Here is a 25,258-nt window from a genome sequence, read left to right as displayed (position 1 = left end):
GTCGTGGTTGTGCGTGGGGCTGGGGTTTATCTGGTCGGTGTTTGATAAGCGCAAACGCAGCTGGCATGACATTTATTCGGACACGCAGCCGGTGCGGATTCCGAAGCAGAAAAAGTAACCCCAGGAACACTGAAGATCCAAATGTGGGAGGGGGCTTGCCCCCGATGGCAGTGGTTCAGTCAATGCACCTGTGACTGTCACACCGCTATCGGGGGCAAGCCCCTCCCACATTTTGACTGTATTCACAGCTGGCTCAGGCGTTGCCGGCCAGCTTCAAACGCGCAGCCTGGGTGAAATCCAGCATGCGCTTGAGCGGCCGCACGGCATGAGGAATCACCGAAGGCTCGACGAAGATTTCGTTACTGCCCTCTCGCAGACACTGCAACGTGCGTTCCAGCGTGTTCATCGCCATCCACGGGCAATGCGCGCAACTGCGGCATGCGGCGCCGTTACCGGCCGTAGGCGCCTCGACGAAGACCTTGTCCGGGCACAGCTGCTGCATCTTGTAGAAGATGCCGCGGTCGGTGGCGACGATAAAGGTCTTGTTGGACAAGCGCTGCGCTGCTGCGATCAGTTGGCTGGTAGAGCCCACGGCATCCGCCAGTTCGATCACCGCCGTCGGCGATTCCGGGTGCACCAGGATCGCAGCATCCGGGTACAGCGCCTTCATGTCCTCCAGTTGCTTGGACTTGAACTCTTCGTGGACGATGCACGCACCGTCCCACAGCAGCATGTCGGCACCGGTCTGGCGCTGGATGTACGTACCCAGATGCTTGTCCGGCCCCCAGATGATGGTCTCGCCGTTGTCCATAAGGCTTTCGACGATTTCCAGCGCGCAGCTGGAAGTCACCACCCAATCGGCCCGGGCTTTGACCGCCGCCGAAGTGTTGGCGTACACCACCACGGTGCGTTCGGGATGCTGGTCGCAGAAGGCCGAAAACTCATCCACCGGGCAACCAAGGTCCAGGGAGCACGTGGCTTCCAGGGTGGGCATGAGGATGCGTTTTTCGGGGGTGAGGATCTTGGCGGTCTCGCCCATGAAACGCACACCGGCAACCAGTACGGTCTTGGCCGGGTGGGCGGCGCCGAAGCGGGCCATTTCCAGGGAATCGGAGACGCAGCCACCGGTTTCTTCGGCCAGGGCCTGGATCACCGGATCGCAATAGAAGTGGGCAACCAGCACCGCGTCCTGAGCTTTCAGCTCGGCGGCGATGGCGGCACGCAGGCTCGCCTCTTCATCGGCGCTAAGGGCCTTGGGCTGCTTGGCGTCGAGGTGGGCTTGAACCAGTAGGCGTTCAGATATCTGCGTCATGTTCGCAAGACCTGCAGGCGCAGTTGCGCGAAAGTCGAGTGTACCACCGGCTCTGGAGCCCTTCGGGCGCCGCCGGACGAAGTGATTGTGTTCATCAAGCACGGCTAAAAGTGAAGCTGCGCAAGGCTACAGAATATCGAATGGATTCAAAAGCCAAATCTGGCGTTGGCGCGTGCGATTGTCGGAGCAAAAACGGTAACTGCCGGCTCGCCAATGCCCGCACTGCTTCATAAGCTCCTGCGGCCTGTCGATTCAGGCCGTTTTGGAAGGGCGTTCAAACAGGCATTGGAACTCGGCGTCCTTGAGGCTGCTTTCGAATTGCTCAAGGCCGTTATAGATGTTTTGCAACCCTTCTATCCGGGCTTTCAGTTCCAGCTTTTTAGCGGCAATGGCCTGGCTGACCACATCCCAAGGCAGCGCCTGCCCGCTGTGCGCCTGAATGATCGCCTGCATTTCCTTGAGTTTGAAGCCCAACTGCTGAGCGCATTTGATAAACGTCAGCAGCTCGACGCTTTGCTGGTTATAGACCCGATACTTACCTTCGCGCATGGGCGGCGGCAGTAAACCAATGCCTTCATAGTGGCGGATGGTCTTGACCGTCGTGCCCGACAACTGCGCGGCTTTGCCGATATACATGTAAAAGTCCTTTTTAAGGCACAACAAGAGGCGCGCACTTTGGCGCGCCGCATCTTCACACAGGTATACGGGGTCGGGAAACGAAGGCTTCAAAACAGGGTTAGCGGCCAGCGATTGCCCGGGCTTGCTTGAGCCAGGCCTCACGCTGGGCGGGAACGGAACCAAGCAACGGTCCGAACGTTAGGGTCTTCAACGGCTTGATGCCACAGAACGCCAACGTGGTCTTGCGCACCTGGTGCAGGCCCGGCATGTGATAGATCCATTTGTAGTACCAAGGTGGAGTATCCATCGTGACCAGCAGATGAGCGGTGCGCCCCTTCAATAGCTTGTCGGGAAAGGCTTTGCCCTCGCGATACTTAAAGGCGAAACCAGAAAGAAAAGTCCGATCGAAAAAACCTTTCATCAGCGCCGGAATGCCACCCCACCAGATGGGATACACAAACGCCAGGTGTTCAGCCCATGTGATATCGGCCTGGGCCTTGAGCAGATCGGGCTCCAACGGCTGAACCTGCTGGTAACCTTCGTGCAGCACGGGGTCGAAGCCCAGTGCATCCAGCCGTAACAGACGCACCTCATGCCCGGCCTGTGTGGCCGCCCTCACATAAGTGTCAGCCAGGGCGCCACAGAAACTGTCATTTGAAGGATGCCCAAGAATCACCAGAACGCGCTTACTCATCATCACCTCATCCTGAAAGTAGAGCGTTCAGAATAGGGTGTGCCCGTAACGGGAGAGTCAACAGGGGGAGTTTGCCAAATGCGGGTATAACCGGATGCATTGCGCACCGGTAGGTAAGCCCCAAATCGCGGTCAAAAAAAAACCCGGAAATCCTCACTTGCGTGGGCCTTCCGGATTTTCTAAACCGCCAAAAATGGTGGGTCGTGTGGGATTCGAACCTACGACCAATTGGTTAAAAGCCAACTGCTCTACCAACTGAGCTAACGACCCGCTGTGTGGTGGCGCGTATAATACTGATTTCTAAGGATTATTCAACACCTTATTTGAAATAAATCAGAAATAACGCGTTGGGTCCGTAATTCCGGCCATTTTGAAGCCCTCGGCACGCAGTCGGCAGGCGTCGCATTTCCCACAAGCACGACCGCCTTCGTCTGCCTGATAGCAGGAAACAGTCAGCGCGTAATCGACGCCAAGTCCTACGCCAGCCTTCACGATATCGGCCTTGCTCATGTTTTGCAGCGGCGCCTGGATACGAAACCCCTGCCCTTCTACACCGGCCTTGGTCGCGAGGTTGGCCATGCGCTCGAACGATTCGACGAACTCCGGGCGGCAGTCCGGGTAACCGGAATAATCCAGCGCATTGACGCCAATAAAGATGTCGCGGGCGTTCAGCACTTCGGCCCAGCCAAGGGCCAGGGACAGAAACACCGTGTTGCGTGCCGGTACGTAAGTGACGGGGATGCCTTCCGAGGGCGCCTCTGGCAGGTCGATGGTGCTGTCAGTCAAGGCCGAACCGCCCATGCCCCCCAGATTCAGGCCAACCACCTTGTGCTCCACCACGCCGAGGTCGCGGGCGACACGCGCAGCCGCGTTCAACTCAGCGCGGTGACGCTGGCCGTAGTCGAAGCTCATGGTGTAGCAGCTATAGCCTTGGGCTCGGACCATGGCCACCAACGTGGCGGAGTCGATGCCACCGGACAGCAGAATGACTGCACGCTTTTGATCGGTCATCTCAGCGCCCTGGCTCGTCGTTCCACAGGTATTTATGCAGCTGCAATTGCAGGCGTACGGGCAGGTTATCGGCAACCACCCAGTCCGCCAGATCCCGTGCGTTCAGGTCATGGTGGCTGGGGGAGAACAGCACTTCACCGGCACGGCGGTCGAGGCCGTACTGGATCAGCTTGGAGTTGGCCCAGTCGTAATCCTCGCGGGAACAGATAACGAACTTGACCTGATCGTTGGGCGTCAGCAGTTCGATGTTCTCGTAAAGGTTGCGGTGCGCTTCCTTGGAGCCTGGGGTCTTGAGGTCGACCACTCGGCTCACACGCGGGTCTACCGCGGAAATATCCAGGGCACCGCTGGTTTCCAGGGACACCTCGTAACCGGCGTCACACAACTGCTTGAGCAAAGGAATAGCGTTGGGCTGGGCCAGGGGCTCGCCGCCAGTCACACAGACGTAGCGCGGCCGGTAGCTGGCCACTTGCTCAAGAATGTCGTCAAGAGTACGCACGGTGCCGCCACTGAAGGCGTAGGCGCTGTCACAGTATTGGCAACGTAACGGGCAGCCGGTCAGGCGCACAAATACTGTGGGCAGGCCGGCGGTGCGCGTTTCACCCTGCAACGAGTAAAAAACTTCGGTGATGCGTAATGTGTCTTGCATAGTCGCCACGGGCGTAACAGCTAAACAGGCTGTCCGCCTCCGTCAGGCACTTCAAGAAACCCCGCCAACGCGTAGGCCCCAGGAAGCGGGTGTCATAAAAGGGCGTGGATTCTAACGAAAAAACCCGCGCCAGGCGCGGGTTTCTTCTAAACGGGCGGCATCGCTTACAAGCGTTGCAGATCCCGTTGGGCCAACTGTGCGGCAGAAGTGCCCGGGTATTGGGCAACAACCTGCTGCAGAATGCCTTTGACCTTGTCGGTATGACCCAGGCGGCGTTCTACGTCAGCGAGCTTGTACAGCGAGTCCGGCACCTTGGCGTGCTTGGGGTACAGTTGGCTGACCTTGGCAAATGCCTGGCCCGCCCCCTGCAGATCACCCTTTGCGAGGTTCACCTCACCCAACCAGTACTGGGCGTTGCCCGCGTACTGGCTGTTTGGGTAACGGCCCAGGAATGCGGTGAAGGCCTTGCTGGCCTTGTCGAAATCCTTGGCCTTGATCAGGTCGAAGGCTGCATCGTAATACAGTTTTTCCTTCGCCGGATCACCCGGTTCGCTGCTGGCTGCCGGGGCTTGGCTCGCGGCTGCGGCCCCCGCTGCTGCACCACCGGCAGCGGCGCTTGGCGCACCACCGGCAGAAGAATTATCAGGAGTAGCGGCAGGTGTAACACCGGCTCCTATACGTCGATCAAGATCCTGGTAACGCTCCAGGCCTTCTTGCTTCAGCTGACGCACTTCGTTCTGTAGAACTTCAATGGTGCCTTGTTGCTGCGCCAATTGATCCTGCATGCGTTGCAGCTGGTTGAACAGTTCGCCCTGTGCCGAGGGGGCGGACGTAGCCGCCCCCCCAGCATAGGCGCCGTTCGTGCCATAACCTGCCGGCGGATAGCTGCTCCCGCTATTGTTATAGCCAGAGTTGCTATCTTCCACAGGAACCGCAGCCCACACCGCAAGCGGTGCGAAGCTGAGAGCCAATACAGTTAGAGCACGACGGCACGTTCGCATGACGAATTACTTACGCAGTTCGACGCGACGGTTTTGAGCCCAGGACTGCTCGTCGTGGCCAGTAGCAACTGGACGCTCTTTACCGTAGGAAACCAGTTCCAGTTGGCCTGGAGCAACACCTTGCAGTACCAGGTAGCGCTGAACGGCTTTCGCACGACGCTCGCCCAGTGCCATGTTGTACTCACGAGTACCACGTTCGTCGGTGTTACCTTCCAGAACAACGCGAGCGCCGTTAGCTTTCAGGTCCTTCGCGTGAACGTCCAGAGCGCGCATGGCTTCTGGTTTCAGGTCCGAACTGTCGTATTCGAAGTAGAAAGTGGTGATAGCGCGCAGAGCAGCTTCTTCGCTCAGGGAGCCGTCAACTGCACCAGTGTTAGCGCCGTAACCAGCGTTTGGATCAACAGCTGCGCCTTCACCGGCATTGTCGCCGCCTTTAGACGAGCAACCAACGGCTACGGACAGAGCCAGAGCCAGAGCAGCAAACTTACCAAACTTCAGCATTTCCATCGTGAAACTCCTAATGAACCCCAGTGTGTTAAGTACTTCTTTTTGTAGCGCCGCGTCAGTTCAGGTAAGGGGACCAGGACGGTTCTCTGACTTCGCCTTGAGCGGTAGGAAGCGGGAGCCTTACGCGTCCATTAATGGACACGAGCATCAAGACTCCCCGGCCCTGCTGGCGGGTGGCGTAGATTACCATGGTGCCGTTGGGCGCAACAGTAGCTGACTCATCAAGGTTGGTATCTGTGAGGATTTTTACGGTTCCGCGCTGCAAATCCTGGGCCGCAACCCGGAAATTAGTGAAACCATCCTGACGGTGAATCATCACCAACGTCTTTTCATCAGCCGAAAGCTTAGGGTTGGCGTTGTAGTTACCAATAAAGGTCACTCGTTCCGCACCGCCGCCACTCACGCTCGATTTGTAGATTTGTGGCTTGCCGCCCCGGTCAGAGGTGAAATAGATGGTCGAACCATCCTTGCCCCAGAACGGTTCAGTGTTGATACCCGGGCCGCTGGTCACACGATTGATCTGGCGCGAAGCCATGTTCATCACGTAGATATCCGGGTTGCCGTCCTTGGACAGCACGAATGCCAGGCGCGAACCATCCGGCGACCAGGCTGGCGCACCGTTGAGGCCTTCGAAGTTGGTGATCTGCTCACGACGGCCAGTATCGATATGCTGGACGAAAATGCGCGGACGCTTCTGTTCGAAAGACACGTAGGCGATACGCTTGCCGTCCGGCGCAAAGCGCGGCGACAGGATTGGCTCACGCGATTGCAGCAGGGTCACGGCACGTGCGCCGTCGTAGTCCGAGCGCTGCAGGGTGTAGCGAGTGTTATCTACAGAGAAACGCTCAGCCGTTACATAAAGCAGGCGTGTCGAGAACGCCCCTTTGATACCGGTGAGTTTTTCAAACGACTGGTCCGAGATGTAGTGGGCCATGTCGCGCAGTTGCTCGGTGGTGCCCGAAACGCTGCCGGTCAGGACCTGCTGCTCGGTGGCCACGTTGAACAAGGTGTACTGGATTTGCAGGCGACCGCCGGCCGGCACAATGTTGCCGACCATCAGGTACTGGGCGCCAACGGCTTTCCAGTCACGGAACACGACTTCGCTGGCCTGGTTCGGCTGGCTGATCATGTTGCCTTTCGGAATCGGCGCGTAGTAACCGGAGTTACGCAGGTCGTCGCTGACGATCTGGGCCATGTCATCCGGCAGCACGCTGCCGCCCTGCCAACCGAACGGAACTACAGCAATCGGGGTGGCCCGGTCGCTACCGCTGGTTACCAGGATGTTTTTTTCATCCGCCGCCGCTATCCCTGCCATACAGCAAATAACGACAAGCATTCCTCGAAGAAGGTTTCTCACAAGGCTAGATCCTCAGGTGTGAATGTCATCTTGAATGAACGATAGGGAGCGAAGTCGCTTGGTTTCATTCCCTGCATCTCGGTCAACCGGCCAATGTTCTTGACCGCGGCAACCGCCGAACTGTCGAACGAACCGTCACCACTGGACTTGGCCACGCTGACCGAAGTCACCGTACCGTCCGGCAACATGCCGATCTGCAGCACTACTGTCATGCCTTTGCGTGCCGAAGGTGGACGTGTCCAGCCTTCTGCTGCCCGTGCCCGAATCAGGTCGTCGAAACTGCCCGCGACTTCATCACCACGTTCATCGGCCAAGGCTTGCTGACGCTGCGGCGTGTCGGAGAGCAAATCTGCCAAGGCCTGGGCCTTTTTCTCTTCGGCGGATTTACGCGCTGCTTCCTGGGCCTTTTTCTTGGTGGCATCGGCGGCAGCTTTCTTCTTCGCGTCGTCGGCGATTTTCTTCTTCGCCTCGTCTGCTTCAGCTTTTTTCTTGGCGTCTTCGGCGGCTTTCTTCTTCGCGTCTTCGACTATCTTCTTCTTGGCTTCTTCAGCGGCCTTTTTCTTGGCCTCTTCTTCGGCAGCTTTTTTCGCTTCTTCTTCAGATTTCTTCTTGGCTATATCAGCCAATTGTTTCTCTTCGGCTTTTTTAGCTTCGGCAGCTTTCTCGGACTTCTTGGCCTCATCAGCCTTTTTCGCCTCGTCGGCCTTCTTCGCTTCGTCAGCCTTTTTCGATTCCTCGGCCTTTTGAGCCGCCTCTTCTTTCTTTTGTTCCGCAGCAGCCTTCACCGCTTCCTGCTCGACCTTCTTCTGTTCCATCTGTTCGACTTCAGTCTGGCGCGCAGCCGACTTCTGGGCCTCACCCGCAATCTTCTGATTGGTCTGGGTGGTGGCCTGACTTTTCGATTTCAGCTGATACAGGGTCGCCTGCACGATCGGCTTGGCTGGCGGCAGGTCCGGGGTCATGGCGAAGCTGACGAACAGCATGCCAAACACCAGGACGTGCAGGGCAATTGCCCAGACGCTAGGCCAGAAGTAGCTTTCCGAGGCGGACGGCTCTCGCTGTTGCTGCATCAGGGCGCCTCGGTAATCAAGCCAACGTTACCGACGCCGGCCTTCTGCAGCCCGCCCATGGCGCCCATGACGGAGCCATAGTCGACCGACTTGTCGCCGCGAATGAACACCTGCGTGTGCTTGCCGCCTTCGTTGCCGGAGCGAATGATCTTGGTCACCGCATCGGTCATCGCCGGCAGGGTCAGGGCCTTGTCCTGCTGCTTCTGAGTGTCGACTTCGCTGCCAAGGTTCCAGTAATAGGTCTTGTCAGCCTTGATCGAGATGGTCAATACCTGGGTGTTGTTGTCCTGGGGCAAGGCTTCGCTGGAAACCTTGGGCAGATCAACCTTCACACCCTGGTTGAGCATCGGCGCGGTCACCATGAAGATCACCAGCAGCACCAGCATCACGTCGATGTAAGGCACTACGTTCATCTCGGCGACCGGCTTGCGCTTGGTTCGAGCTCGAGTGATTAAAGCCATCGGGGAGTACCTGCTTATTCTTCGCTGGTGTGCACTTTACGGTGCAGGATCGCCTGGAATTCATCGGCGAAGGTGTAGTAACGGCCAATCAGGTTCTCGCCGCGTGCGGCAAAACGGTTGTAGGCGATAACGGCCGGGATAGCGGCGAACAGACCGATCGCGGTGGCGATCAGGGCTTCGGCGATGCCGGGAGCCACAGTGGCCAGGGTCGCTTGCTGGGCCTGGGCCAGGCCACGGAAGGAGTTCATGATCCCCCACACGGTACCGAACAGACCGATGTAGGGGCTGACCGAACCAACGGTGGCAAGGAACGGCAGGCTTTGCTCAAGCTTCTCTTCCTCGCGGGAGATGGCGACGCGCATGGCACGGGCCACGCCTTCCATCACCGCTTCCGGATCAACACCCGGCTGCTGGCGCAGGCGCGAGAATTCCTTGAAGCCGGCACGGAAGATCTGCTCCACGCCTGAATCCGGGTCCGGGTTGCTGCCGGCCTGGCGGTACAGCTTGGACAGGTCGATACCCGACCAGAAGCGCTCTTCAAAGCTCTCCAGGGCACGTCGACCGGCACGCAGCAGGTTGCTGCGCTGAAAAATCATGACCCAAGAGGTAACCGATGCGGCTACCAGGATCAGCATCACCAGTTGAACCACAACACTGGCATTGCTGACCAGGCTCCACATGGAGGAATGGTCGACGACGGTAGGTTCCACGCTAAATCTCCTGCTTTGATTGTTTACCCGCGCCGCTCACGGCGGCAAAGGCCGCACGTAGAGTTTCGGGAATGGCCCGAGGTTTCAAACTGTTGGTGCGCACACACGCCACCAGGAACTGCCCCTCACAGAGCAGCGTTGCATCCGTGGCCCGCCTGACCTGCTGTTTGAAACGCAGGCTGGCACGGTTCAATTCGATTACTTCAGCGCTGACCAGCAGCTCGTCGTCCAGTCGCGCCGCGCGTGGTAACGCGCCTCGCTGGAATGCACGACGAATAACAGGTCCTCCCCTGCCAGCTGGGATTGGGCAAAGCCCAGCTCCCGTAGCCGCTCGGTTCGAGCCCGCTCCATGAACTTGAGGTAATTGACGTAATAAACGATGCCGCCAGCATCGGTGTCCTCGTAATAAACGCGACAACGATGTGCGAACGACTGATCCCCGTTTTGCGCGCGCATACTCTAGTGCTTACTCCTGAGGTTGCCAATCCGGCTGGGCAACTGTTTTTGCATTCTCGCGAACATTTCCAATGACTGAATGACGACGCCAGACACTGGGACAGCACAAACCTCGAATAAATCGACCCCACTGATGCTTTTAATCGTCCACTGCATCGAGGAATTCGTCTACCACGGGCATCTCACCCAATCGTGACGGAATGTTTAACCCAAAGTGCAGATAAGCGTGACGCGTCACCACCCGCCCCCTTGGCGTACGCATGATGTAGCCCTGTTGGATCAGGTACGGCTCCAGCACGTCCTCAATGGTATGACGCTCTTCACTGATGGCCGCAGCCAGGCTGTCGACGCCCACCGGGCCACCGTCGAACTTCTCGATCATGGTCAAGAGTAGACGTCGATCCTGGTGATCGAAACCATGTTCGTCCACGTCCAGCAGGTTCAGCGCCAGGTCAGCCACCGCTTTGGTGATATGCCCCTTGGCCCGCACTTCGGCAAAGTCGCGCACGCGGCGCAGCAAACGGTTGGCTATCCGTGGTGTGCCACGGGCCCGGCGCGCAATCTCAAACGCACCTTCCGGGTCCAGCGGCAAGCCAAGGATGCTCGCCGAACGGCTGACGATGGTTGCCAGGTCCGCCGTGCTATAGAACTCAAGACGTTGAACAATGCCGAAACGGTCTCGCAACGGGTTGGTCAGCATGCCCGCACGGGTGGTCGCGCCCACCAGGGTGAACGGCGGCAGGTCGAGCTTGATCGAACGCGCCGCAGGGCCTTCGCCGATCATAATGTCGAGCTGGAAGTCTTCCATCGCCGGGTACAGCACTTCCTCGACGATGGGCGACAGCCGGTGAATCTCGTCGATAAACAGCACATCGTGAGGTTCAAGGTTGGTCAGCAGCGCCGCCAGGTCACCCGGCCGCTCCAGCACCGGGCCTGAGGTGGACTTGATCGACACGCCCATCTCATTGGCAATAATCATCGCCAGGGTGGTTTTACCCAACCCCGGCGGGCCGAAGATCAGCGTGTGGTCCAGGGACTCACTGCGCCCGCGCGCGGCCTGGATAAACAACTCCATCTGCTCGCGCACGGTGGGCTGGCCGATGTAGTCGGCCAGGCTCAGCGGGCGGATGGCCCGGTCCTGGACTTCTTCACGGTCGCGCGGGCCAGTGGCCGCGATCAGACGATCAGCTTCAATCACTTAAATCATTCCCTTCAGTGCGCGGCGGATCATGTCTTCAGCACTCAGGTTCTTGTCCTTGATAGCTGACACCGCCTTGCTGGCTTCCTGAGGCTTGTAGCCGAGGGAGATCAGCGCATTGACGGCATCACTTTCAGCGCTAGCGACTTGCGCGGCAGGCATGTCCGGTTGGTTAGGCACCAGGGCAAACATGCTCGGCACGACCTCCCAGGCCTTGAAGCGGTCTTTGAGTTCTACCAGCAGGCGCTCGGCGGTTTTCTTTCCGACCCCAGGCACCTTGGTCAACGCCGAGGTGTCCTGGGCTGAAACGGCACGTACCAATTCGTCCACTTCCAGGCTCGACATCAGGGCCAGCGCAAGTTTCGGCCCTACGCCATTAAGGCGAATCAGCTCACGGAAAAAGTCCCGGTCGCGCTTGCCGATGAAACCATAGAGTAGTTGCGCGTCTTCGCGCACCACCAAATGGGTGTGCAGCGTTATCGACTCACCGACCGACGGTAGGCGATACAGGGTGGTCATGGGCACTTCCAGCTCATACCCCAACCCGTTTACATCCAGAATCAGGTGCGGCGGCTGTTTCTCAGCCAGGGTGCCGCGCAAACGTCCAATCACGGTTCAGATCCTTAAAGCGTGGGGGTCAGATCAAGGTCTGACCGCACAATTCGATTGCGCTGATGCTATCAGAGACGCAGCCGCCCGCCACGACTGCGTGCAGTGCCCAAGCCGTGCGGCAGCAGGCTGGAGCGGGTGTGCGCATGGCAAATGGCGATGGCCAGGGCGTCGGAGGCGTCGATCTGCGGTTTCGACGTCAGCTTGAGCATGTGCATGACCATCATCTGCACCTGTTCTTTATTGGCCGCGCCGGTGCCGACCACGGCCTGCTTGACCTGGGTCGCGGTGTATTCGGCGATTTCCAGGCCCTCTTCGGCGCCGGCGACGATGGCGGCGCCACGGGCCTGGCCGAGTTTCAGAGCCGAGTCGGCGTTCTTCGCCATGAACACCTTTTCGATGCCCATGGTCACTGGCCCGTAGGTCTGGATCACTTCACGCACACCGCGATAGACAATCTGCAGGCGCTCGGCCAACTCGCCCGCGCCGGTGCGGATGCAGCCCGAGGCGACGTAGACGCAGCCGCGCGGGGTGTGTTGCACCACACCAAAACCGGTGATGCGCGAACCGGGGTCGATACCTAGGATTAAAGTCATAACGCCTGCGGGTTGGATGAAAACAATTTTGATACAGAGAAAATCCAATGTGGGAGGGGGCTTGCCCCCGATGAGGAAGTGTCAGCAAGCACATTCGTGACTGACCCACCGCCATCGGGGGCAAGCCCCCTCCCATACCAGCCCCTCTCCTACATCTGGATCTACATCGTCCGTCAGACCAACTGCTCGGCTACCGACTCGGGGATGTCGGCGTTGGAATAGACGTTCTGCACATCATCCAGGTCTTCCAGCATATCCAGCAACTTCAGTACCTTCTGTGCGCCGTCCAGGTCCAACTCGGCGCTGGTGGTCGGCAGCATCACGATTTCCGCGTCAGTACCTTTGAAACCGGCAGCTTCGAGCGCATTACGCACGGCGTAGAAGCTGGCAAACGAGGTAAACACATCGATGGAGCCGTCGTCATTGGTGACAACGTCGTCGGCATCAGCCTCCATCGCCGCTTCCATCAGCGCATCCTCATCCACGCCCGGCGCGAAGGATATCTGGCCCTTGCGCTCGAACAGGTAGGCCACGGAGCCGTCGGTGCCGAGGTTGCCACCGCACTTGCTGAACGCATGGCGCACGGCAGCGGCCGTCCGGTTGCGGTTATCGGTCATGCACTCGACCATCACCGCCACACCGCCTGGGCCGTAGCCTTCATAGGTCAGTTCGACCATGTCGTCGGTGTCGGCCGCACCGGCACCACGGGCCACGGCGCGGTCGATGATGTCGCGGCTCATGTTGGCGCCGAGAGCCTTGTCCAGCGCCAGGCGCAGGCGCGGGTTGGAGCCTGGATCACCGCCGCCCTGACGGGCAGCGACGGTCAGCTCGCGGATCCACTTGGTAAAAATCTTGCCTTTCTTGGCATCCTGACGCTCTTTGCGGTGCTTGATGTTCGCCCACTTGGAATGGCCAGCCATAACACAACTCCGAAATTCTCTAGAAACCTTGATCAATCCCGCCCCAGGCGAGATACAGCTCTTTAACGCAAAGGCGCATCCGAAGATGCGCCTTTTTGACTGTGTAAAACCCTATAGCGCTTTCGCGCAGCAGCCTTACTCAGCCTTTGGCGTCTCGCGCAGACGGATATGCAGTTCGCGCAAGGCCTTGGCATCCACCACGCCCGGTGCCTGGGTCATGACGTCCGCAGCACTCTGGGTTTTCGGGAAAGCGATCACTTCACGGATCGACTGGGCGCCGGTCATCAGCATCACCAGGCGGTCAAGGCCGAAGGCCAGACCACCGTGGGGCGGCGCGCCGTATTTCAGGGCGTCGAGCAGGAAGCCGAATTTCTCTTCCTGTTCCGCTTCGTTGATGCCCAACAGACGGAAGACCGCTTGCTGCATCTCTTTGCGGTGGATACGGATCGAACCGCCACCCAGCTCAGTACCGTTGAGCACCATGTCGTACGCACGGGACAGTGCGCCGGCCGGGTTGGCTTCCAACTCCTCGGGCGAGCACTTCGGTGCGGTGAACGGGTGGTGCAAGGCGCTGAAGCTGCCGTCGTCGTTTTCTTCGAACATCGGGAAGTCGACAACCCACATCGGCGCCCACTTGCAGGTCAGCAGATCCAGGTCGTGGCCCAGCTTGATGCGCAGCGCGCCCAGGGCTTCGCTGACGATCTTGGCTTTGTCGGCACCGAAGAACACGATGTCGCCGTCGACTGCGCCGACGCGATCCAGGATCGCGTTGAGGTTGTCCAACGGAATGTTTTTCACAATCGGCGATTGCAGACCGTCAACACCGTTTGCGCGCTCGTTGACCTTGATGTACGCCAGGCCCTTGGCACCGTAGATGCCGACGAACTTGGTGTAGTCGTCGATCTGCTTGCGCGGCATGCTCGCGCCGCCAGGCACGCGCAGGGCGGCGATGCGGCATTTCGGGTCGTTGGCCGGGCCGCTGAAGACTTTGAAATCAACTTCTTTCAGTTGGTCGGCGACGTCCACCAGTTCCAGCGGGTTACGCAGGTCGGGTTTGTCGGAACCGTAGCGGCGCATGGCTTCTTCGAAGGTCATGTGCGGGAATTCGCCGAATTCCAGGTCCAGCACTTCCTTGAACAGCTTGCGGATCATCTGCTCGGTCAGGCCCATGATCTCTTTTTCATCGAGGAAGCTGGTCTCGATGTCGATCTGGGTGAATTCCGGCTGGCGGTCGGCGCGCAGGTCTTCGTCACGGAAGCACTTGGCGATCTGGTAGTAACGGTCGAAGCCGGCCACCATCAGCAACTGCTTGAACAGCTGCGGCGATTGCGGCAAGGCGAAGAACGAACCAGGGTGGGTACGGCTAGGTACCAGGTAGTCGCGTGCGCCTTCCGGGGTGGCCCGGGTCAGGATCGGCGTTTCGACGTCGAGGAAACCGTTTTCGTCGAGGAAGCGGCGGATGCTGGTGGTCATGCGCGAACGCAGGCGCAGCTTCTCGGCCATTTCCGGACGACGCAGGTCCAGGAAGCGATAGCGCAGGCGGGTTTCTTCGCCGACGTCGGAGTATTCGTTGAGTGGGAACGGCGGGGTTTCCGACTCGTTCAGCACTTCCAGCTCATAACCCAGCACTTCGATTGCACCGGACGCCATGTTCGCGTTCACGGCACCGGCCGGACGCAGGCGAACCTTGCCGGTGATCTTCACGACGTACTCGCTGCGCACGCGGTCAGCGGCGGCGAAGCTCTCGGCGCGGTCCGGGTCGAACACCACTTGGGCCAGACCATCGCGATCACGGATATCGAGGAAGATCACCCCGCCGTGGTCGCGGCGACGGTGAACCCATCCGCAAAGGGTAATTTCCTGACCATCCAGGGTCTCGTTCAGTTGGCCGCAATAGTGGCTGCGCATCATGGTCGTGGTTTCACTTCTCGTAATTCGAAATTCGGTGGAGGCTTGCCTCGTCACCGCACAGTTAAGCAGGGGACGGATAATGCAGGAGCCTGCGCATGGAGTTCAACTCAGTCTGCCTTGTCGCCGCCGGCCAGATTCTTCTTCGAGCCGGTCTTGAAATCGGTCTCGTACCAGCCGCTGCCGCTCAGGCGAAAGCCTGGCATGGACAACATCTTCTTGAGCTCGGGTGCCTGGCAGGCCGGGCAATCGACCAGCGGCGCGGCGCTGATCTTCTGGATGGCTTCCAACTGATGTCCACAGGAAGCACATTGATAGTCGTACATGGGCATGGCGATGTCTCGGCGATCAAATCGTTACTGCGCCACGCCTGCCCAAAAGATAAAGCCTCGGCACGCGCAGCAAAGCGCGGGATTATATCTGGTAAATCGAGGCAGCGCAGCCGGCTTTCTGCCCGGAGCCTGGTCCACCTCGACGGCGGACCGGCCCCAAAGCCTACCGATCACTCCGGGTTTGGCGACGTGGCACGACCTTTTAACAGATGAACCACGCACACCACCCTGACCAAGCCACTGAAGTTCTTCACGCCTCCATAGCGCAAGTGCACTTCCCGATCGACATAAGACAGCAATGCACTGACAGAGCAGGCGTTGATCCTGGCTATTTCCGTGAGGATATTCCAATAGATCTGCTCAAGCCGCAGACAAGTGGAAAACCCATTGAGACGCACCGATCGGGACAATGGCTTGGCCAGCCCCATATCGAACCCCTTGGCGAAAGGGTCGACGTTTATCTTATGAAAACCACCGGTTTCCATCACTCCAGTATCCACTCCACGTGACATACACCTGACACTCCATTGCCAAACAGCAGCCCACGGGGTCTCCCATGGGGCAGTGGCCCTATAAAACAGCAGGACGAGACAGGCAGCCAGAAGACGGGACGTTGATAAGCGTAGGACAACGCCAGGAAATGCGTGGAAACCAGCAAGTGGCGCCCGATCGGCGCCACTCCGGTTCGAGGTTTACTGGTTTTCGAGCAGCGAGCGCAGCATCCAGGCAGTTTTTTCGTGAACCTGCATGCGCTGGGTCAACAGGTCCGCCGTCGGCTCGTCGCTGACTTTGTCGAGCAACGGGAAGATACCGCGTGCGGTGCGGGTGACCGCTTCCTGGCCCGCCACCAACTGCTTGATCATCTCTTCAGCGCTGGGAACGCCCTCCTCTTCCTTGATGGAAGACAGACGGGCATAGATCGAATAGGCACCCGGCGCCGGAAAACCCAGGGCACGGATACGCTCGGCAATGGAGTCCACCGCCAGCGCCAGTTCGTTGTACTGCTCTTCGAACATCAAGTGCAGCGTCCGAAACATGGGGCCCGTGACGTTCCAATGGAAGTTGTGGGTCTTCAGGTACAGTACATAGGTATCGGAAAGCAGGCGTGAAAGCCCATCGACGATGGATTTACGATCTTCTTCGCTGATACCGATATCGATTGCCATGTTTATCCCCTTCAATTGACTAGCATTCATTGATCAGGTGCAGGACCACTGTAGCAAGAGTGCTGCTGACGCGCAGCCCGCCGAGGACAAGGTGCGGCAAATGGTCCTGCGCTTCACGCCCTCCTGCGCGGCGGGCACGTCCTTGAGCAAGGCCGGAATGTTCACCGCCGCCCCTTTAAAAATACGTGCACCCGTCTAGGACCAACGTTTGACGCAGAAATGCCCTGCTCCCCAAACACCCTGCAAATGCTGGATTTGAGTAGGCACAGCCTTTGCTGTTAAATAGGCAGCGTGTCGCCGCCGTTTTTTCCCACGGCAAGCGGCATAGGCTGATACCCGTGCACGTGCCCAACGCCTCCCATAGTTCAGAAGCGAACCGTGCCAGTCAGCTCTTCCTTGCGATCCGTCTTAACGTGAGTTAATCAAAATGTTGAAAATCGTCCACCTGCTAACGGGCGTTGCAGCGTTGCTGCTGTCCTTTATCCCGAGCCTGCAGCCTGAAAGCCTGCCCTACCTGCAACAACATGATGCTTTGTACCTGGCCTTGTTCGGCCTTCTTAACCTCACGCTCGCCCCAGTAATCCCTTACTGGAACAAAGGCACGCGTCATCAACTGCAAAATCTGGTCAGCGCGTTGCTGGTACTGACCGTTGTCGTACAAACCCTCACCCTCCTGGCACCTATGCCTGAAGTCGGCGGCCATCCGGCCATCCTGCTCAGCCTGGTGATTGCTGTGGTCGCCATCGCTCTTCACCTGGCCATCAGCTTCTACCGTTCGTCCCCAGCGGCCGCGTCGCAAAACTACGACATGACCAATCGGGATACCGGTACCGTCAAGTGGTTCAACACGTCCAAAGGCTTCGGCTTTATTTCCCGTGATTCGGGCGACGATATCTTCGTCCACTTCCGGGCCATTCGCGGCGAAGGCCATCGTGTTCTGGTTGAAGGCCAGCGCGTGGAGTTCTCCGTGATGAATCGCGACAAAGGCCTGCAAGCCGAAGACGTGATTGCAGCATTGCCGCGTCGCTGATTCCAGCGGTTGCAGCAACAAAAAACCGCGATCCAGCCTGGCTGGGTCGCGGTTTTTTTTGGCCTGCGGATCAATAGTGAGGCGGCGGCGCCTCTTCTTCGGAAGACTCGAATTGCCCGCCCATTTCTTCCTGGCGCTTGAGCAGCGCCGTCATCTGCAACTGAAGGCGTTCGACGGCCCGCTGCTGGGTGACCAGAATGTCATTGAGGGTCTCGATGGTGTCGTCCTGAAAGGCCAGGCGGCTTTCCAGGTCGGTGACGCGGTCTTGCAGATCCATGGTTCAGCCCTGGGTAAAAATAAAGTCGGCAGGCAGCCATTCACGCAGACGTGCACGAACGGCCGCCACTTGCTCTTGCGTGTACGGTCGGGCCGGATGTTTGCCCCACACGGGGGCGGGCCAGGCGGCGTCGTCACGTGTGCGGACGATCACATGCACGTGTAACTGGCTGACCACGTTGCCCAGTGCACCAATGTTCATCTTGTCAGCGCTAAACCCCTCATTCAGCCACTGCGCCAGGGCCGTGGTCTCTTGCCACAGCGTGTGTTGATTGGCGACATCCAGTTGAAACACTTCGCTGATACCGTTGATACGCGGCACCAGGATGAACCAGGGGTAGTTAGCGTCATTGGACAGCAGCAGGCGGCACAGCGGGAAGTCCCCGATGACCAGTGTGTCTTGTTGCAGGCGTTGATCTAAGGCGAACACCACGGGCACTCCGTTCGGCAGGTCAGGTTCAGGGCACCAGCATACCGTTGAACGCACCCGGCTTCACGGCGAATGGCGGCAACGTAACGCAAACCGATAAAAACCTGCACCCTTTAGAGGCAGGCGAATATTTGAGCTAGGCTAATCCGGGCCTCACAAGGGCGCACCAAAATGACCCACTTGTGCATCAAAGGGATCCGCGGACTACCCACTTGTAGGGTGGACCGGTAACGTTTTTCCCTCGCACAGCTTTTCAGTACCACTGAAGGGACGTAACACATGCACGTCAAGCCCAAACAAAACGGCGTAAAAAGCCCGTGCTTATGAGGTTTTTACGCACCATTCACGTTTTTCACGAAAAAATGACATTCAGTTACCGGTTTGGGCGCGCTTGTTGCATTCACACTCACATCGTCGGCAACGACACCGGTTTGGAAGCAGGTGTTTCGCGACAGAAGCACCGCAGCGTTTCAATGCATCCAAGGAAGATTTCAAACTTCTCTAGACGTCTGAAAACAGCATTGAAGTTGTCAGTCCCGTTGCACTGAGGACTGTGAATTTGCGACATGGAGCTAGCAATTTACGACAGCCTCGTAAAGAAGCTGAAAGGAAAGTTTGGTAAGTATCGTCAATAGAGTCTGCGTGATATAACTTTGCGCCGACACAAAAAAGAAAGAGCCGCCCAGATAAAAATACAGGTGGGACGGCAGTACTCTTCCGAAAACCAAAGGAGCAAATCACGATGCGCGTGATGAAGTGGAGCATGATCGCCCTGGCTGTTTCTGCAGGCACCTCGCAATTCGCAATCGCGTCCTCCCAGGACGACGCAAAGGGTTTTATCGAAGATAGCACCCTGACCGCGAAAACCCGTGCAATGTACATGAACCGTGACTACAAGGACGGCGTGGGCAACGTACGTCGTGGTAACGGTACCTACACCACCGGTACCGACGACAAAGTCAGCGGCTACCGCCAGGACACCGGCATCAGCGAGCTGGTCACTTACCAATCCGGCTTCACCCAAGGCACCGTAGGCTTCGGCATCGATGCATGGCAATGGGCAGCTTCAGACTCGACGGTACTTCGGACCGCGCCGGTAACGGCCTGTTCGCAACCAATGGCGCCGGCGAGCCAGAAACCACCCAGTCCAAAGTGGCTGGTGCGGCGAAACTGCGCATCTCCGACACCGTACTGAAATATGGCAACCAATTCGTTTCCAGCCCGGTTTTCACCACCGATGACGGCCGTCTGCTGCCTGAAGTCGCCACCGGCACCTTGATCACCAGCAACGAGATCAAAGGTCTGGAATTGACCGCCGGCCGCTTCAGCGCATTGAGCGCGCAAACCGGCATGGGCCGCGACACCATCAACGGTCGCAGCCGTGTTACCGGCAAGCAAAACCCAGGTCTGACCGCAGCAAACATCGCGGGCTTCACCTACTCGGGTCTTGAGAACTTCATTTTCGCGTTCCACGCGTCCGATGTTGAAGACTACTGGAAGAAGCAGTACGTCAACGTCTTCTACACCCTGCCGCTGAGCGACAAGCAATCGTTGAGTTTCGACTTCAACGGCTACCGCAGCAATGACGACGGCAAGAAACTGGCCGGCGAACTGGACAACCGCGTCTGGAGCCTGGCAGCTGCCTATAGCATCGACGCCCACAAGTTCACCCTGGCTTACCAGCAGTCCTCGGGTAAAACCGGCTACAACTACGGCGTCGACGGTGGCGGTACCATTTACCTGGCCAACTCCGTGCAGATCTCCGACTTCGTTGGCGAAGACGAGAAGTCCTGGCAAGCTCGCTACGACCTGAACATGGCCTCCTTCGGCGTGCCAGGCCTGAGCTTCATGACCCGCTACACTCGCGGTAGCAACGTTACCGTTGCTGATTCCAGCGATGGCAAAGAGCACGAGTGGGACGTGGAAGCCAAGTACGTGCTGCAAGAAGGCCCGGCCAAAGGCCTGTCCTTCCGCGTACGTAACGCGATCTACAGCGGCACCAACAGCGACTACCGTGCGACCAACTACGACAACCTGATCGACACTCGTGTGATCGTGGAATACCCACTGAGCATTTTGTAATTTCAGTGGTCAGTTGATTGCGCTAACGCGTAACGCTAATAAAAAACCGGCGCCCTGATCAGGTCGCCGGTTTTTTTATGCCCAATAAAAAGTGTATTGATGGGATCGAGCACTTACATAGCAAGCTAACTAAGCAAGTCGCTTTCGCTAATTATGCCACTCAACACAATTAGGACTTGATAGTTACCCAATAGAAACTGACAACAAACAAGGGGCCTCAAGCCCCTTGTTTTTAACCGCTATAACTGACCGAGTGGCCAAGTTAACAATGCGACTGATTACACAGCGGCTTCCTGAACCACGCGAATCACCCGTTGCGGAAACGGAATATCAATCCCGGCGGCCTTCAAGCGATCACGTGCCAGTTCATTGAACATGAACACTACATCCCAATAATCCGGCGTATTAGTCCAGCAGCGCAGGGAAACCGTGATCGAGCTATCGCCCAAGGTCGAAACCACCGCCAATGCAGCCGGATCGGTCAGCACGCGTGGATCTTTTGCCAGCTCCAGCAGCACTTCACGGGCCTTCTGCAAATCAGCCTCGTAATCCACACCCACGTCAAACACCACCTTGCGGGTCGGCTGGCGGTTGGTGTTGGTGATGATGCCGTTGGACAGGATGCCGTTAGGCACGATCACGGTCTTGTTGTCGCCGGTGCGCAGCACCGTATGGAAAATCTGGATGCTGTCGACGGTGCCCGATGTGCCTTGGGCTTCGATCCAGTCACCAATGCGAAACGGGCGAAACAACAGGATCAGCACGCCACCGGCAAAGTTCGCCAGGCTGCCCTGCAAGGCCAGGCCGATAGCCAGGGTTGCGGCACCAATGGCCGCCACGAACGAGGTGGTCGCCACGCCGATCATCGAGGCCACGCTGACAATCAACATGACCTTCAGCGCAATGTTCGCCAGGCTGGTGATGAAGTGTTGCAGTGCCAGGTCGGCATTACGCAGGGCCAGCAAGCGCCCCACACGGTGGGTCAATACGTTGATCAGCCACCAGCCGATGGCCAGGGTGATCACTGCCAGCAATACCCGGCTGCCGTATTCCATGATCATCGGGATCCATGACTGTGAGGTCTTGATCAAGTGATCCATTTCAGCGTTTAAATCCATGTAGCTTCTCCTGTTTGGCGGATGTGCGGCTTTATTGACTGCCTGAAAACGCAAATGAGCCCCGTAGGGCTCAAGTGTAGGCACTGGTTATGGGGCGTGGGACGTCAAAATCGCCCACGGGTTCCCCAAGGCGCCATCAGTCGCGGAAGTTATTGAACTGCAGCGGCATGTCGAAGGTCTTGGCGCGCAGGGCCGCGATGGCCTCTTGCAGGTCGTCACGTTTCTTGCCGGTGATACGAACCTGCTCGCCCTGGATGGCGGCCTGGACTTTGAGCTTGGCGTCCTTGACATGAGCGACGATCTTCTTCGCCAGCTCCTTGTCGATGCCTTCCTTGAGCACGGCTTCCTGCTTCATCAGTTTGCCGGAGGCGTAGGCGTCCTTGATTTCAAGGCACTGCGCGTCGATCTTGCGCTTGACCAGCGACAGCTTGAGGATCTCGATCATCGCTTCCAGCTGGAAATCGGCTTCAGCGGTCAGGTTGACGGTCAGTTCCTTTTCCTTGAACTCGAAGCTGCCCTTGCCCTTCAGGTCATAGCGACGGTCCAGTTCCTTGACGGCGTTCTCGACGGCGTTGGTGACTTCGTGTTTGTCCAGTTCAGATACCACGTCGAACGAAGGCATGTGATTTCTCCAATATAAGGGGCGGGTTCAGTAGAGATGGAGCGCGCCCGAGCTAAAATGCCGGGGCATTATAGCGGTTCTTTCGCCCCGTTCACCGCAGGCGACCCTACGGAGCACAAACTGATGTCGACCACCTGGCATATTCTCGGCGCCGGCAGCCTGGGCACACTCTGGGCCACGCGCCTGGCTCGCGCCGGCGTACCTGTGAGGTTGATCCTGCGTGATGAGGCGCGCCTGACCAGCTATCAGTCGAGCACAGGGCTGACCCTGGTCGAGCATGGTGTGGAACAGACCTACCCGGTGACTGGCGAAACACCCAACAGCCCGGAGCCGATTCATCGCCTGCTGGTGGCGTGTAAAGCCTACGACGCCCAGAGCGCCGTCGCACAGCTGCAACACCGGCTGGCGCCAGACGCGGAACTGATCCTGTTGCAAAACGGCCTCGGCAGCCAGGACGCAGTGGCCGCGCAGGTGCCCCAGGCCCGCTGCCTCTTCGCCTCCAGTACCGAAGGCGCATTTCGTGATGGCGATTGGCGCGTGGTATTTGCCGGCCACGGCTACACCTGGCTGGGGGATGCGGGTCACCCGACCCCACCGCTGTGGTTGGACGACCTGCACGCCGCCGGCATCCCCCACGAGTGGAGCGCCGACATTCTTACGCGGCTATGGCGCAAACTGGCGCTCAATTGCGCGATCAATCCGTTGACCGTGCTGTACCACTGCCGCAACGGCGAACTGCAAACCCACCACTGCGAAGTGGCAACCCTGTGCGCTGAACTCAGCGAGCTGCTGGAATGTTGCGGCCAACCGGCCGCCGCGCTGGACCTGCAACACGAAGTGGAACGAGTGATCCACGCCACCGCCGCCAACTATTCCTCCATGTACCAGGACGTCGCCAACGGCCGCCGCACCGAAATCAGCTACCTGTTGGGCTATGCTTGCCAGGTAGCCAAGCGCCACCAATTGAACCTGCCACATTTGCAGCAGTTGCAGGTGCGCTTGATCGATCAGTTAGTTGCACGCGGATTGCCCCGCGACTGAGCCACGCGCTACCCTGCCCGCCTGTCTATCACCTGGGACAACCCTGATGCCGCTGCGCCAGCGCCTCGAAAATCTACCGGTAGGGCAGAAACTGCTGGCCGCCCTGCTGGTGTTGTTGACCACCGTATTGCTGGTGGCCAATCTGACCTTTATCAGCGCCGCCTACTGGATCTCCCAGGAAAGCATGGCGCCCCAGGCTCTGCAGGCCATCGGTCGCCTGGTCTCCAACCCCGCCCTTGCCGCCGAAGCCCTCGAATCCCCTGCCAACGCCGATGCTTTGCTCAGTGAGCTGACCAGCTATTCGCCATTGCGCGCCGCCGCGCTGTATGACGGCGAAGGCAACCGCCTGGCACAGATGCAACACGGTGACCGCCTGCACCTGCCGGACAACTATCGGCATATCGAGGCGTGGCGCGTGACTGAGTTTCGCAGCAACCAGGTCATCACCCTGCCCCGCGCTGGCCAGCCTTCCGGGCACTTGCTGCTGGTGGCCAGCAGTGAGCTGCCGGTGGCCTTCTACACCGGAACGCTGACGGCGAGCCTGGGGATCCTGATTTTCAGTGTGTTGCTCTGGCTGATCATCGCCCGGCAGATCAAACGCCTGATCACCCGACCGATCCACGAACTGGAAGAACTGTCCCGCCAGGTCACCCGCGAAGAGAACTACGCCCTGCGCGCCGGCCGTGGCAACCACGATGAAATCGGCAGCCTGGCCGAAGCCTTCAACACCATGTTGTCGCGCATCGAAGCCCGCGAACAACAACTCAAGCGCGCACGGGACGACTCTCAGGCGGCTTACGACCAAGCCCAAGGCCTGGCCGAAGAGACACGCCACACCAACCGGAAACTGGAGCTGGAAGTCCAGGTTCGCAGCAAGATCGAGAAAAAACTCACCGGCTTTCAGAATTACCTGAACAGCATCATCGACTCGATGCCCTCGGCACTGATCGCCCTGGACGAGCAGCTCTACGTCACCCAGTGGAACCAGGAAGCCAGCGCGCTTTCCGGTACACGTCTGGACGAGGCCTTGAATCAGCCGATCTACCTCGCGTTCCAACCGCTCAAACCCTACCTGCCGCAGATCAAGGCCACGGTCGAGCAACACACGGTCGAGCGCATTGAGCGCGTCACTTGGATCAAGGACGACGAACCCAAGCATTACGCCCTGACCTTCTACCCACTGATGGGTGGCGCCGGGCGCGGCGTGGTGATCCGCATCGACGACATCACCCAGCGCCTGTCCCTGGAAGAAATGATGGTGCAGTCGGAAAAAATGCTCTCGGTCGGCGGGCTTGCCGCCGGCATGGCCCACGAGATCAACAACCCGCTGGGGGCGATCCTGCACAACGTGCAGAACATCCGCCGCCGGTTGTCGTCCGACCTGCCCAAGAACCTGGAATACGCCGAGCAGGCGGGTATCGAGCTGGAAATCGTCAACCGCTACCTTGAAGGCCGTGAGGTGCCACAACTGCTCGATGGTATCCAGCAGGCTGGAGCGCGGGCGGCCAAGATCGTCACCCATATGCTCAGCTTCAGCCGCCGCAGCAACCGGCAGATGGCGCCTTGCGACCTGCCAGCGCTGATCGACCAGGCCGTGGAAATTGCCGGTAACGACTTCGACCTGGCCATCGGCTTCGACTTCAAGGGGCAGGCGATCACCCGCCAGTTCGACCCGCAGCTGGGCCCGGTACCGGGCACCGCCAACGAACTGGAACAAGTGCTGCTCAACCTGCTGAAAAACGCGGCCCAGGCCATTCACTTGCGTGAAGACGATCGTGAACCGGGGCGCATCATCCTGCGCACACGTCTCAACCCGCCATGGGCAGAGATCCAGGTGGAAGACAACGGCATCGGCATGAGTGAAAACGTGCGCAAACGCACCTTCGAACCGTTCTTCACCACCAAGGAAATCGGCCAGGGCACCGGGCTTGGGCTGTCAGTGTCGTACTTCATCATCACCAACAACCACAAAGGCCAGATGGAGGTGCACTCCACCCTCGGCCAAGGCACCTGCTTTACCCTGCGCTTACCCTTGGCCGGCAGCCAACTGCCGCCCTACGAACTGACCCAACTGGAGCACTGAC

At 58.7% G+C, this 25,258-nt stretch carries 26 protein-coding genes, 1 tRNA gene and 3 pseudogenes; 5 read left to right on the top strand and 25 right to left on the bottom strand.

Features of this window, described 5'->3' with window-relative positions:
• Window positions 1-118, top strand: a pseudogene (locus tag IQK56_RS09845) (RDD family protein); the annotation flags it as partial.
• 135 nt (window positions 119-253) lie between these two features.
• Here IQK56_RS09845 and nadA read toward each other — a convergent pair.
• The 21 genes and pseudogenes from nadA to IQK56_RS09740 form a co-directional block, all read right to left on the bottom strand.
• Window positions 254-1,312: a quinolinate synthase NadA gene (nadA, locus tag IQK56_RS09840; RefSeq protein ID WP_193861819.1), complete on the bottom strand. Its 1,059-nt coding sequence runs from the start codon at window positions 1,310-1,312 to the stop codon at window positions 254-256.
• A 252-nt stretch (window positions 1,313-1,564) separates the two neighbouring features.
• The gene (locus tag IQK56_RS09835) at window positions 1,565-1,948 is read right to left on the bottom strand and encodes a MerR family transcriptional regulator (protein WP_193861818.1); all 384 of its coding nucleotides are present in this window, start codon (window positions 1,946-1,948) and stop codon (window positions 1,565-1,567) included.
• Between the two features lie 100 nt (window positions 1,949-2,048).
• Window positions 2,049-2,627: an NAD(P)H-dependent oxidoreductase gene (locus IQK56_RS09830; protein ID WP_193861817.1), complete on the bottom strand. Its 579-nt coding sequence runs from the start codon at window positions 2,625-2,627 to the stop codon at window positions 2,049-2,051.
• A 191-nt stretch (window positions 2,628-2,818) separates the two neighbouring features.
• Window positions 2,819-2,894: transfer RNA gene (locus IQK56_RS09825), tRNA-Lys, on the bottom strand.
• A gap of 63 nt (window positions 2,895-2,957) precedes the next feature.
• Window positions 2,958-3,635: a 7-cyano-7-deazaguanine synthase QueC gene (gene queC, locus IQK56_RS09820; RefSeq protein WP_193861816.1), complete on the bottom strand. Its 678-nt coding sequence runs from the start codon at window positions 3,633-3,635 to the stop codon at window positions 2,958-2,960.
• 1 nt (window position 3,636) lies between these two features.
• The gene (queE, locus tag IQK56_RS09815) at window positions 3,637-4,284 is read right to left on the bottom strand and encodes a 7-carboxy-7-deazaguanine synthase QueE (protein ID WP_099585498.1); all 648 of its coding nucleotides are present in this window, start codon (window positions 4,282-4,284) and stop codon (window positions 3,637-3,639) included.
• A 164-nt stretch (window positions 4,285-4,448) separates the two neighbouring features.
• On the bottom strand, window positions 4,449-5,285 hold the full coding sequence (gene ybgF, locus IQK56_RS09810) for a tol-pal system protein YbgF (protein WP_122306420.1): 837 nt from the start codon (window positions 5,283-5,285) through the stop codon (window positions 4,449-4,451).
• A 6-nt stretch (window positions 5,286-5,291) separates the two neighbouring features.
• Window positions 5,292-5,792: a peptidoglycan-associated lipoprotein Pal gene (pal, locus tag IQK56_RS09805; protein ID WP_003209827.1), complete on the bottom strand. Its 501-nt coding sequence runs from the start codon at window positions 5,790-5,792 to the stop codon at window positions 5,292-5,294.
• Window positions 5,793-5,847: 55 nt separating this feature from the next.
• Window positions 5,848-7,128, bottom strand: coding sequence for a Tol-Pal system beta propeller repeat protein TolB (gene tolB / locus IQK56_RS09800; RefSeq protein ID WP_174244834.1), 1,281 nt, complete (start codon window positions 7,126-7,128; stop codon window positions 5,848-5,850).
• Window positions 7,129-7,145: 17 nt separating this feature from the next.
• Window positions 7,146-8,219: a cell envelope integrity protein TolA gene (gene tolA / locus IQK56_RS09795; protein ID WP_032890917.1), complete on the bottom strand. Its 1,074-nt coding sequence runs from the start codon at window positions 8,217-8,219 to the stop codon at window positions 7,146-7,148.
• Window positions 8,219-8,671 (bottom strand): protein TolR, encoded by a 453-nt coding sequence (gene tolR, locus IQK56_RS09790; RefSeq protein ID WP_160384999.1) that lies wholly within the window; start codon window positions 8,669-8,671, stop codon window positions 8,219-8,221. The genes tolA and tolR overlap by 1 nt, the downstream gene beginning before the upstream one ends.
• A gap of 23 nt (window positions 8,672-8,694) precedes the next feature.
• Complete coding sequence (gene tolQ, locus IQK56_RS09785; RefSeq protein ID WP_032890916.1) at window positions 8,695-9,390, bottom strand: protein TolQ; 696 nt, start codon at window positions 9,388-9,390, stop codon at window positions 8,695-8,697.
• Between the two features lies 1 nt (window position 9,391).
• A pseudogene (ybgC, locus tag IQK56_RS09780) lies at window positions 9,392-9,846 on the bottom strand (tol-pal system-associated acyl-CoA thioesterase).
• 139 nt (window positions 9,847-9,985) lie between these two features.
• Complete coding sequence (gene ruvB / locus IQK56_RS09775; RefSeq protein WP_122306421.1) at window positions 9,986-11,044, bottom strand: Holliday junction branch migration DNA helicase RuvB; 1,059 nt, start codon at window positions 11,042-11,044, stop codon at window positions 9,986-9,988.
• Entirely contained in the window at window positions 11,045-11,656 is a 612-nt protein-coding gene (gene ruvA, locus IQK56_RS09770) for a Holliday junction branch migration protein RuvA (protein ID WP_099585502.1), read from the bottom strand.
• Window positions 11,657-11,724: 68 nt separating this feature from the next.
• A complete protein-coding gene (ruvC, locus tag IQK56_RS09765; protein WP_099585503.1) occupies window positions 11,725-12,249 on the bottom strand; it encodes a crossover junction endodeoxyribonuclease RuvC in 525 nt (174 codons plus the stop codon).
• Window positions 12,250-12,422: 173 nt separating this feature from the next.
• Entirely contained in the window at window positions 12,423-13,169 is a 747-nt protein-coding gene (locus IQK56_RS09760) for a YebC/PmpR family DNA-binding transcriptional regulator (protein WP_099585504.1), read from the bottom strand.
• 135 nt (window positions 13,170-13,304) lie between these two features.
• Complete coding sequence (gene aspS, locus IQK56_RS09755) at window positions 13,305-15,080, bottom strand: aspartate--tRNA ligase (RefSeq protein ID WP_150675608.1); 1,776 nt, start codon at window positions 15,078-15,080, stop codon at window positions 13,305-13,307.
• Window positions 15,081-15,187: 107 nt separating this feature from the next.
• A complete protein-coding gene (locus tag IQK56_RS09750; protein ID WP_010208103.1) occupies window positions 15,188-15,409 on the bottom strand; it encodes an FmdB family zinc ribbon protein in 222 nt (73 codons plus the stop codon).
• Window positions 15,410-15,579: 170 nt separating this feature from the next.
• On the bottom strand, window positions 15,580-15,921 hold the full coding sequence (locus IQK56_RS09745; RefSeq protein ID WP_122306514.1) for a ribbon-helix-helix domain-containing protein: 342 nt from the start codon (window positions 15,919-15,921) through the stop codon (window positions 15,580-15,582).
• Between the two features lie 180 nt (window positions 15,922-16,101).
• Entirely contained in the window at window positions 16,102-16,575 is a 474-nt protein-coding gene (locus tag IQK56_RS09740; protein ID WP_003193874.1) for a Dps family protein, read from the bottom strand.
• Window positions 16,576-17,002: 427 nt separating this feature from the next.
• Between IQK56_RS09740 and IQK56_RS31400 the strand changes: the two genes are divergently transcribed.
• Window positions 17,003-17,605 carry a cold-shock protein gene (locus IQK56_RS31400; RefSeq protein WP_032890906.1) on the top strand — a complete coding sequence of 201 codons (603 nt, stop codon included), beginning with the start codon at window positions 17,003-17,005 and terminating at the stop codon, window positions 17,603-17,605.
• A 70-nt stretch (window positions 17,606-17,675) separates the two neighbouring features.
• Here IQK56_RS31400 and IQK56_RS09730 read toward each other — a convergent pair whose 3' ends face one another.
• Window positions 17,676-17,882 carry a SlyX family protein gene (locus IQK56_RS09730; protein ID WP_017847119.1) on the bottom strand — a complete coding sequence of 69 codons (207 nt, stop codon included), beginning with the start codon at window positions 17,880-17,882 and terminating at the stop codon, window positions 17,676-17,678.
• Between the two features lie 3 nt (window positions 17,883-17,885).
• Complete coding sequence (locus tag IQK56_RS09725; protein ID WP_193861815.1) at window positions 17,886-18,311, bottom strand: HIT domain-containing protein; 426 nt, start codon at window positions 18,309-18,311, stop codon at window positions 17,886-17,888.
• Between the two features lie 742 nt (window positions 18,312-19,053).
• Between IQK56_RS09725 and IQK56_RS09720 the strand changes: the two are divergent.
• A pseudogene (locus tag IQK56_RS09720) lies at window positions 19,054-20,393 on the top strand (OprD family porin).
• 278 nt (window positions 20,394-20,671) lie between these two features.
• Here IQK56_RS09720 and IQK56_RS09715 read toward each other — a convergent pair.
• Window positions 20,672-21,511 carry a mechanosensitive ion channel family protein gene (locus tag IQK56_RS09715; protein ID WP_193861814.1) on the bottom strand — a complete coding sequence of 280 codons (840 nt, stop codon included), beginning with the start codon at window positions 21,509-21,511 and terminating at the stop codon, window positions 20,672-20,674.
• Between the two features lie 136 nt (window positions 21,512-21,647).
• Window positions 21,648-22,133 carry a YajQ family cyclic di-GMP-binding protein gene (locus tag IQK56_RS09710; RefSeq protein WP_003209785.1) on the bottom strand — a complete coding sequence of 162 codons (486 nt, stop codon included), beginning with the start codon at window positions 22,131-22,133 and terminating at the stop codon, window positions 21,648-21,650.
• 123 nt (window positions 22,134-22,256) lie between these two features.
• Here IQK56_RS09710 and IQK56_RS09705 point away from each other — a divergent pair, with 123 nt between their 5' ends.
• Together IQK56_RS09705 and IQK56_RS09700 are read left to right on the top strand one after the other, a co-directional pair.
• Complete coding sequence (locus IQK56_RS09705) at window positions 22,257-23,174, top strand: putative 2-dehydropantoate 2-reductase (RefSeq protein ID WP_193861813.1); 918 nt, start codon at window positions 22,257-22,259, stop codon at window positions 23,172-23,174.
• Window positions 23,175-23,220: 46 nt separating this feature from the next.
• A complete protein-coding gene (locus IQK56_RS09700; protein WP_122306511.1) occupies window positions 23,221-25,257 on the top strand; it encodes a sensor histidine kinase in 2,037 nt (678 codons plus the stop codon).
• The last annotated feature ends 1 nt before the right edge of the window (window position 25,258 follow it).

The sequence above is a fragment of the Pseudomonas cyclaminis genome (assembly GCF_015163715.1).
In the GTDB taxonomy this organism is placed as follows: domain Bacteria; phylum Pseudomonadota; class Gammaproteobacteria; order Pseudomonadales; family Pseudomonadaceae; genus Aquipseudomonas; species Aquipseudomonas cyclaminis.
The sequence above is the reverse complement of the archived record's forward strand: the minus strand, read 5'-3'. Positions and strand labels throughout refer to the sequence as shown.

What these genes read in the sequence shown, in the direction of transcription:
- IQK56_RS09750 (WP_010208103.1), bottom strand. Translation starts at nt 15,409, where the DNA reads ATGCCCATGTACGACTATCAATGTGCTTCCTGTGGACATCAGTTGGAA.
- IQK56_RS09760 (WP_099585504.1), bottom strand. Translation starts at nt 13,169, where the DNA reads ATGGCTGGCCATTCCAAGTGGGCGAACATCAAGCACCGCAAAGAGCGT.
- IQK56_RS09705 (WP_193861813.1), top strand. Translation starts at nt 22,257, where the DNA reads ATGTCGACCACCTGGCATATTCTCGGCGCCGGCAGCCTGGGCACACTC.
- IQK56_RS09710 (WP_003209785.1), bottom strand. Translation starts at nt 22,133, where the DNA reads ATGCCTTCGTTCGACGTGGTATCTGAACTGGACAAACACGAAGTCACC.
- IQK56_RS09830 (WP_193861817.1), bottom strand. Translation starts at nt 2,627, where the DNA reads ATGATGAGTAAGCGCGTTCTGGTGATTCTTGGGCATCCTTCAAATGAC.
- IQK56_RS09740 (WP_003193874.1), bottom strand. Translation starts at nt 16,575, where the DNA reads ATGGCAATCGATATCGGTATCAGCGAAGAAGATCGTAAATCCATCGTC.
- IQK56_RS09730 (WP_017847119.1), bottom strand. Translation starts at nt 17,882, where the DNA reads ATGGATCTGCAAGACCGCGTCACCGACCTGGAAAGCCGCCTGGCCTTT.
- queC (WP_193861816.1), bottom strand. Translation starts at nt 3,635, where the DNA reads ATGACCGATCAAAAGCGTGCAGTCATTCTGCTGTCCGGTGGCATCGAC.
- tolA (WP_032890917.1), bottom strand. Translation starts at nt 8,219, where the DNA reads ATGCAGCAACAGCGAGAGCCGTCCGCCTCGGAAAGCTACTTCTGGCCT.
- ruvC (WP_099585503.1), bottom strand. Translation starts at nt 12,249, where the DNA reads ATGACTTTAATCCTAGGTATCGACCCCGGTTCGCGCATCACCGGTTTT.
- aspS (WP_150675608.1), bottom strand. Translation starts at nt 15,080, where the DNA reads ATGATGCGCAGCCACTATTGCGGCCAACTGAACGAGACCCTGGATGGT.
- IQK56_RS09745 (WP_122306514.1), bottom strand. Translation starts at nt 15,921, where the DNA reads ATGTCACGTGGAGTGGATACTGGAGTGATGGAAACCGGTGGTTTTCAT.
- queE (WP_099585498.1), bottom strand. Translation starts at nt 4,284, where the DNA reads ATGCAAGACACATTACGCATCACCGAAGTTTTTTACTCGTTGCAGGGT.
- IQK56_RS09700 (WP_122306511.1), top strand. Translation starts at nt 23,221, where the DNA reads ATGCCGCTGCGCCAGCGCCTCGAAAATCTACCGGTAGGGCAGAAACTG.
- IQK56_RS31400 (WP_032890906.1), top strand. Translation starts at nt 17,003, where the DNA reads ATGTTGAAAATCGTCCACCTGCTAACGGGCGTTGCAGCGTTGCTGCTG.
- pal (WP_003209827.1), bottom strand. Translation starts at nt 5,792, where the DNA reads ATGGAAATGCTGAAGTTTGGTAAGTTTGCTGCTCTGGCTCTGGCTCTG.
- nadA (WP_193861819.1), bottom strand. Translation starts at nt 1,312, where the DNA reads ATGACGCAGATATCTGAACGCCTACTGGTTCAAGCCCACCTCGACGCC.
- IQK56_RS09835 (WP_193861818.1), bottom strand. Translation starts at nt 1,948, where the DNA reads ATGTATATCGGCAAAGCCGCGCAGTTGTCGGGCACGACGGTCAAGACC.
- ybgF (WP_122306420.1), bottom strand. Translation starts at nt 5,285, where the DNA reads ATGCGAACGTGCCGTCGTGCTCTAACTGTATTGGCTCTCAGCTTCGCA.
- tolB (WP_174244834.1), bottom strand. Translation starts at nt 7,128, where the DNA reads ATGCTTGTCGTTATTTGCTGTATGGCAGGGATAGCGGCGGCGGATGAA.
- IQK56_RS09715 (WP_193861814.1), bottom strand. Translation starts at nt 21,511, where the DNA reads ATGGATTTAAACGCTGAAATGGATCACTTGATCAAGACCTCACAGTCA.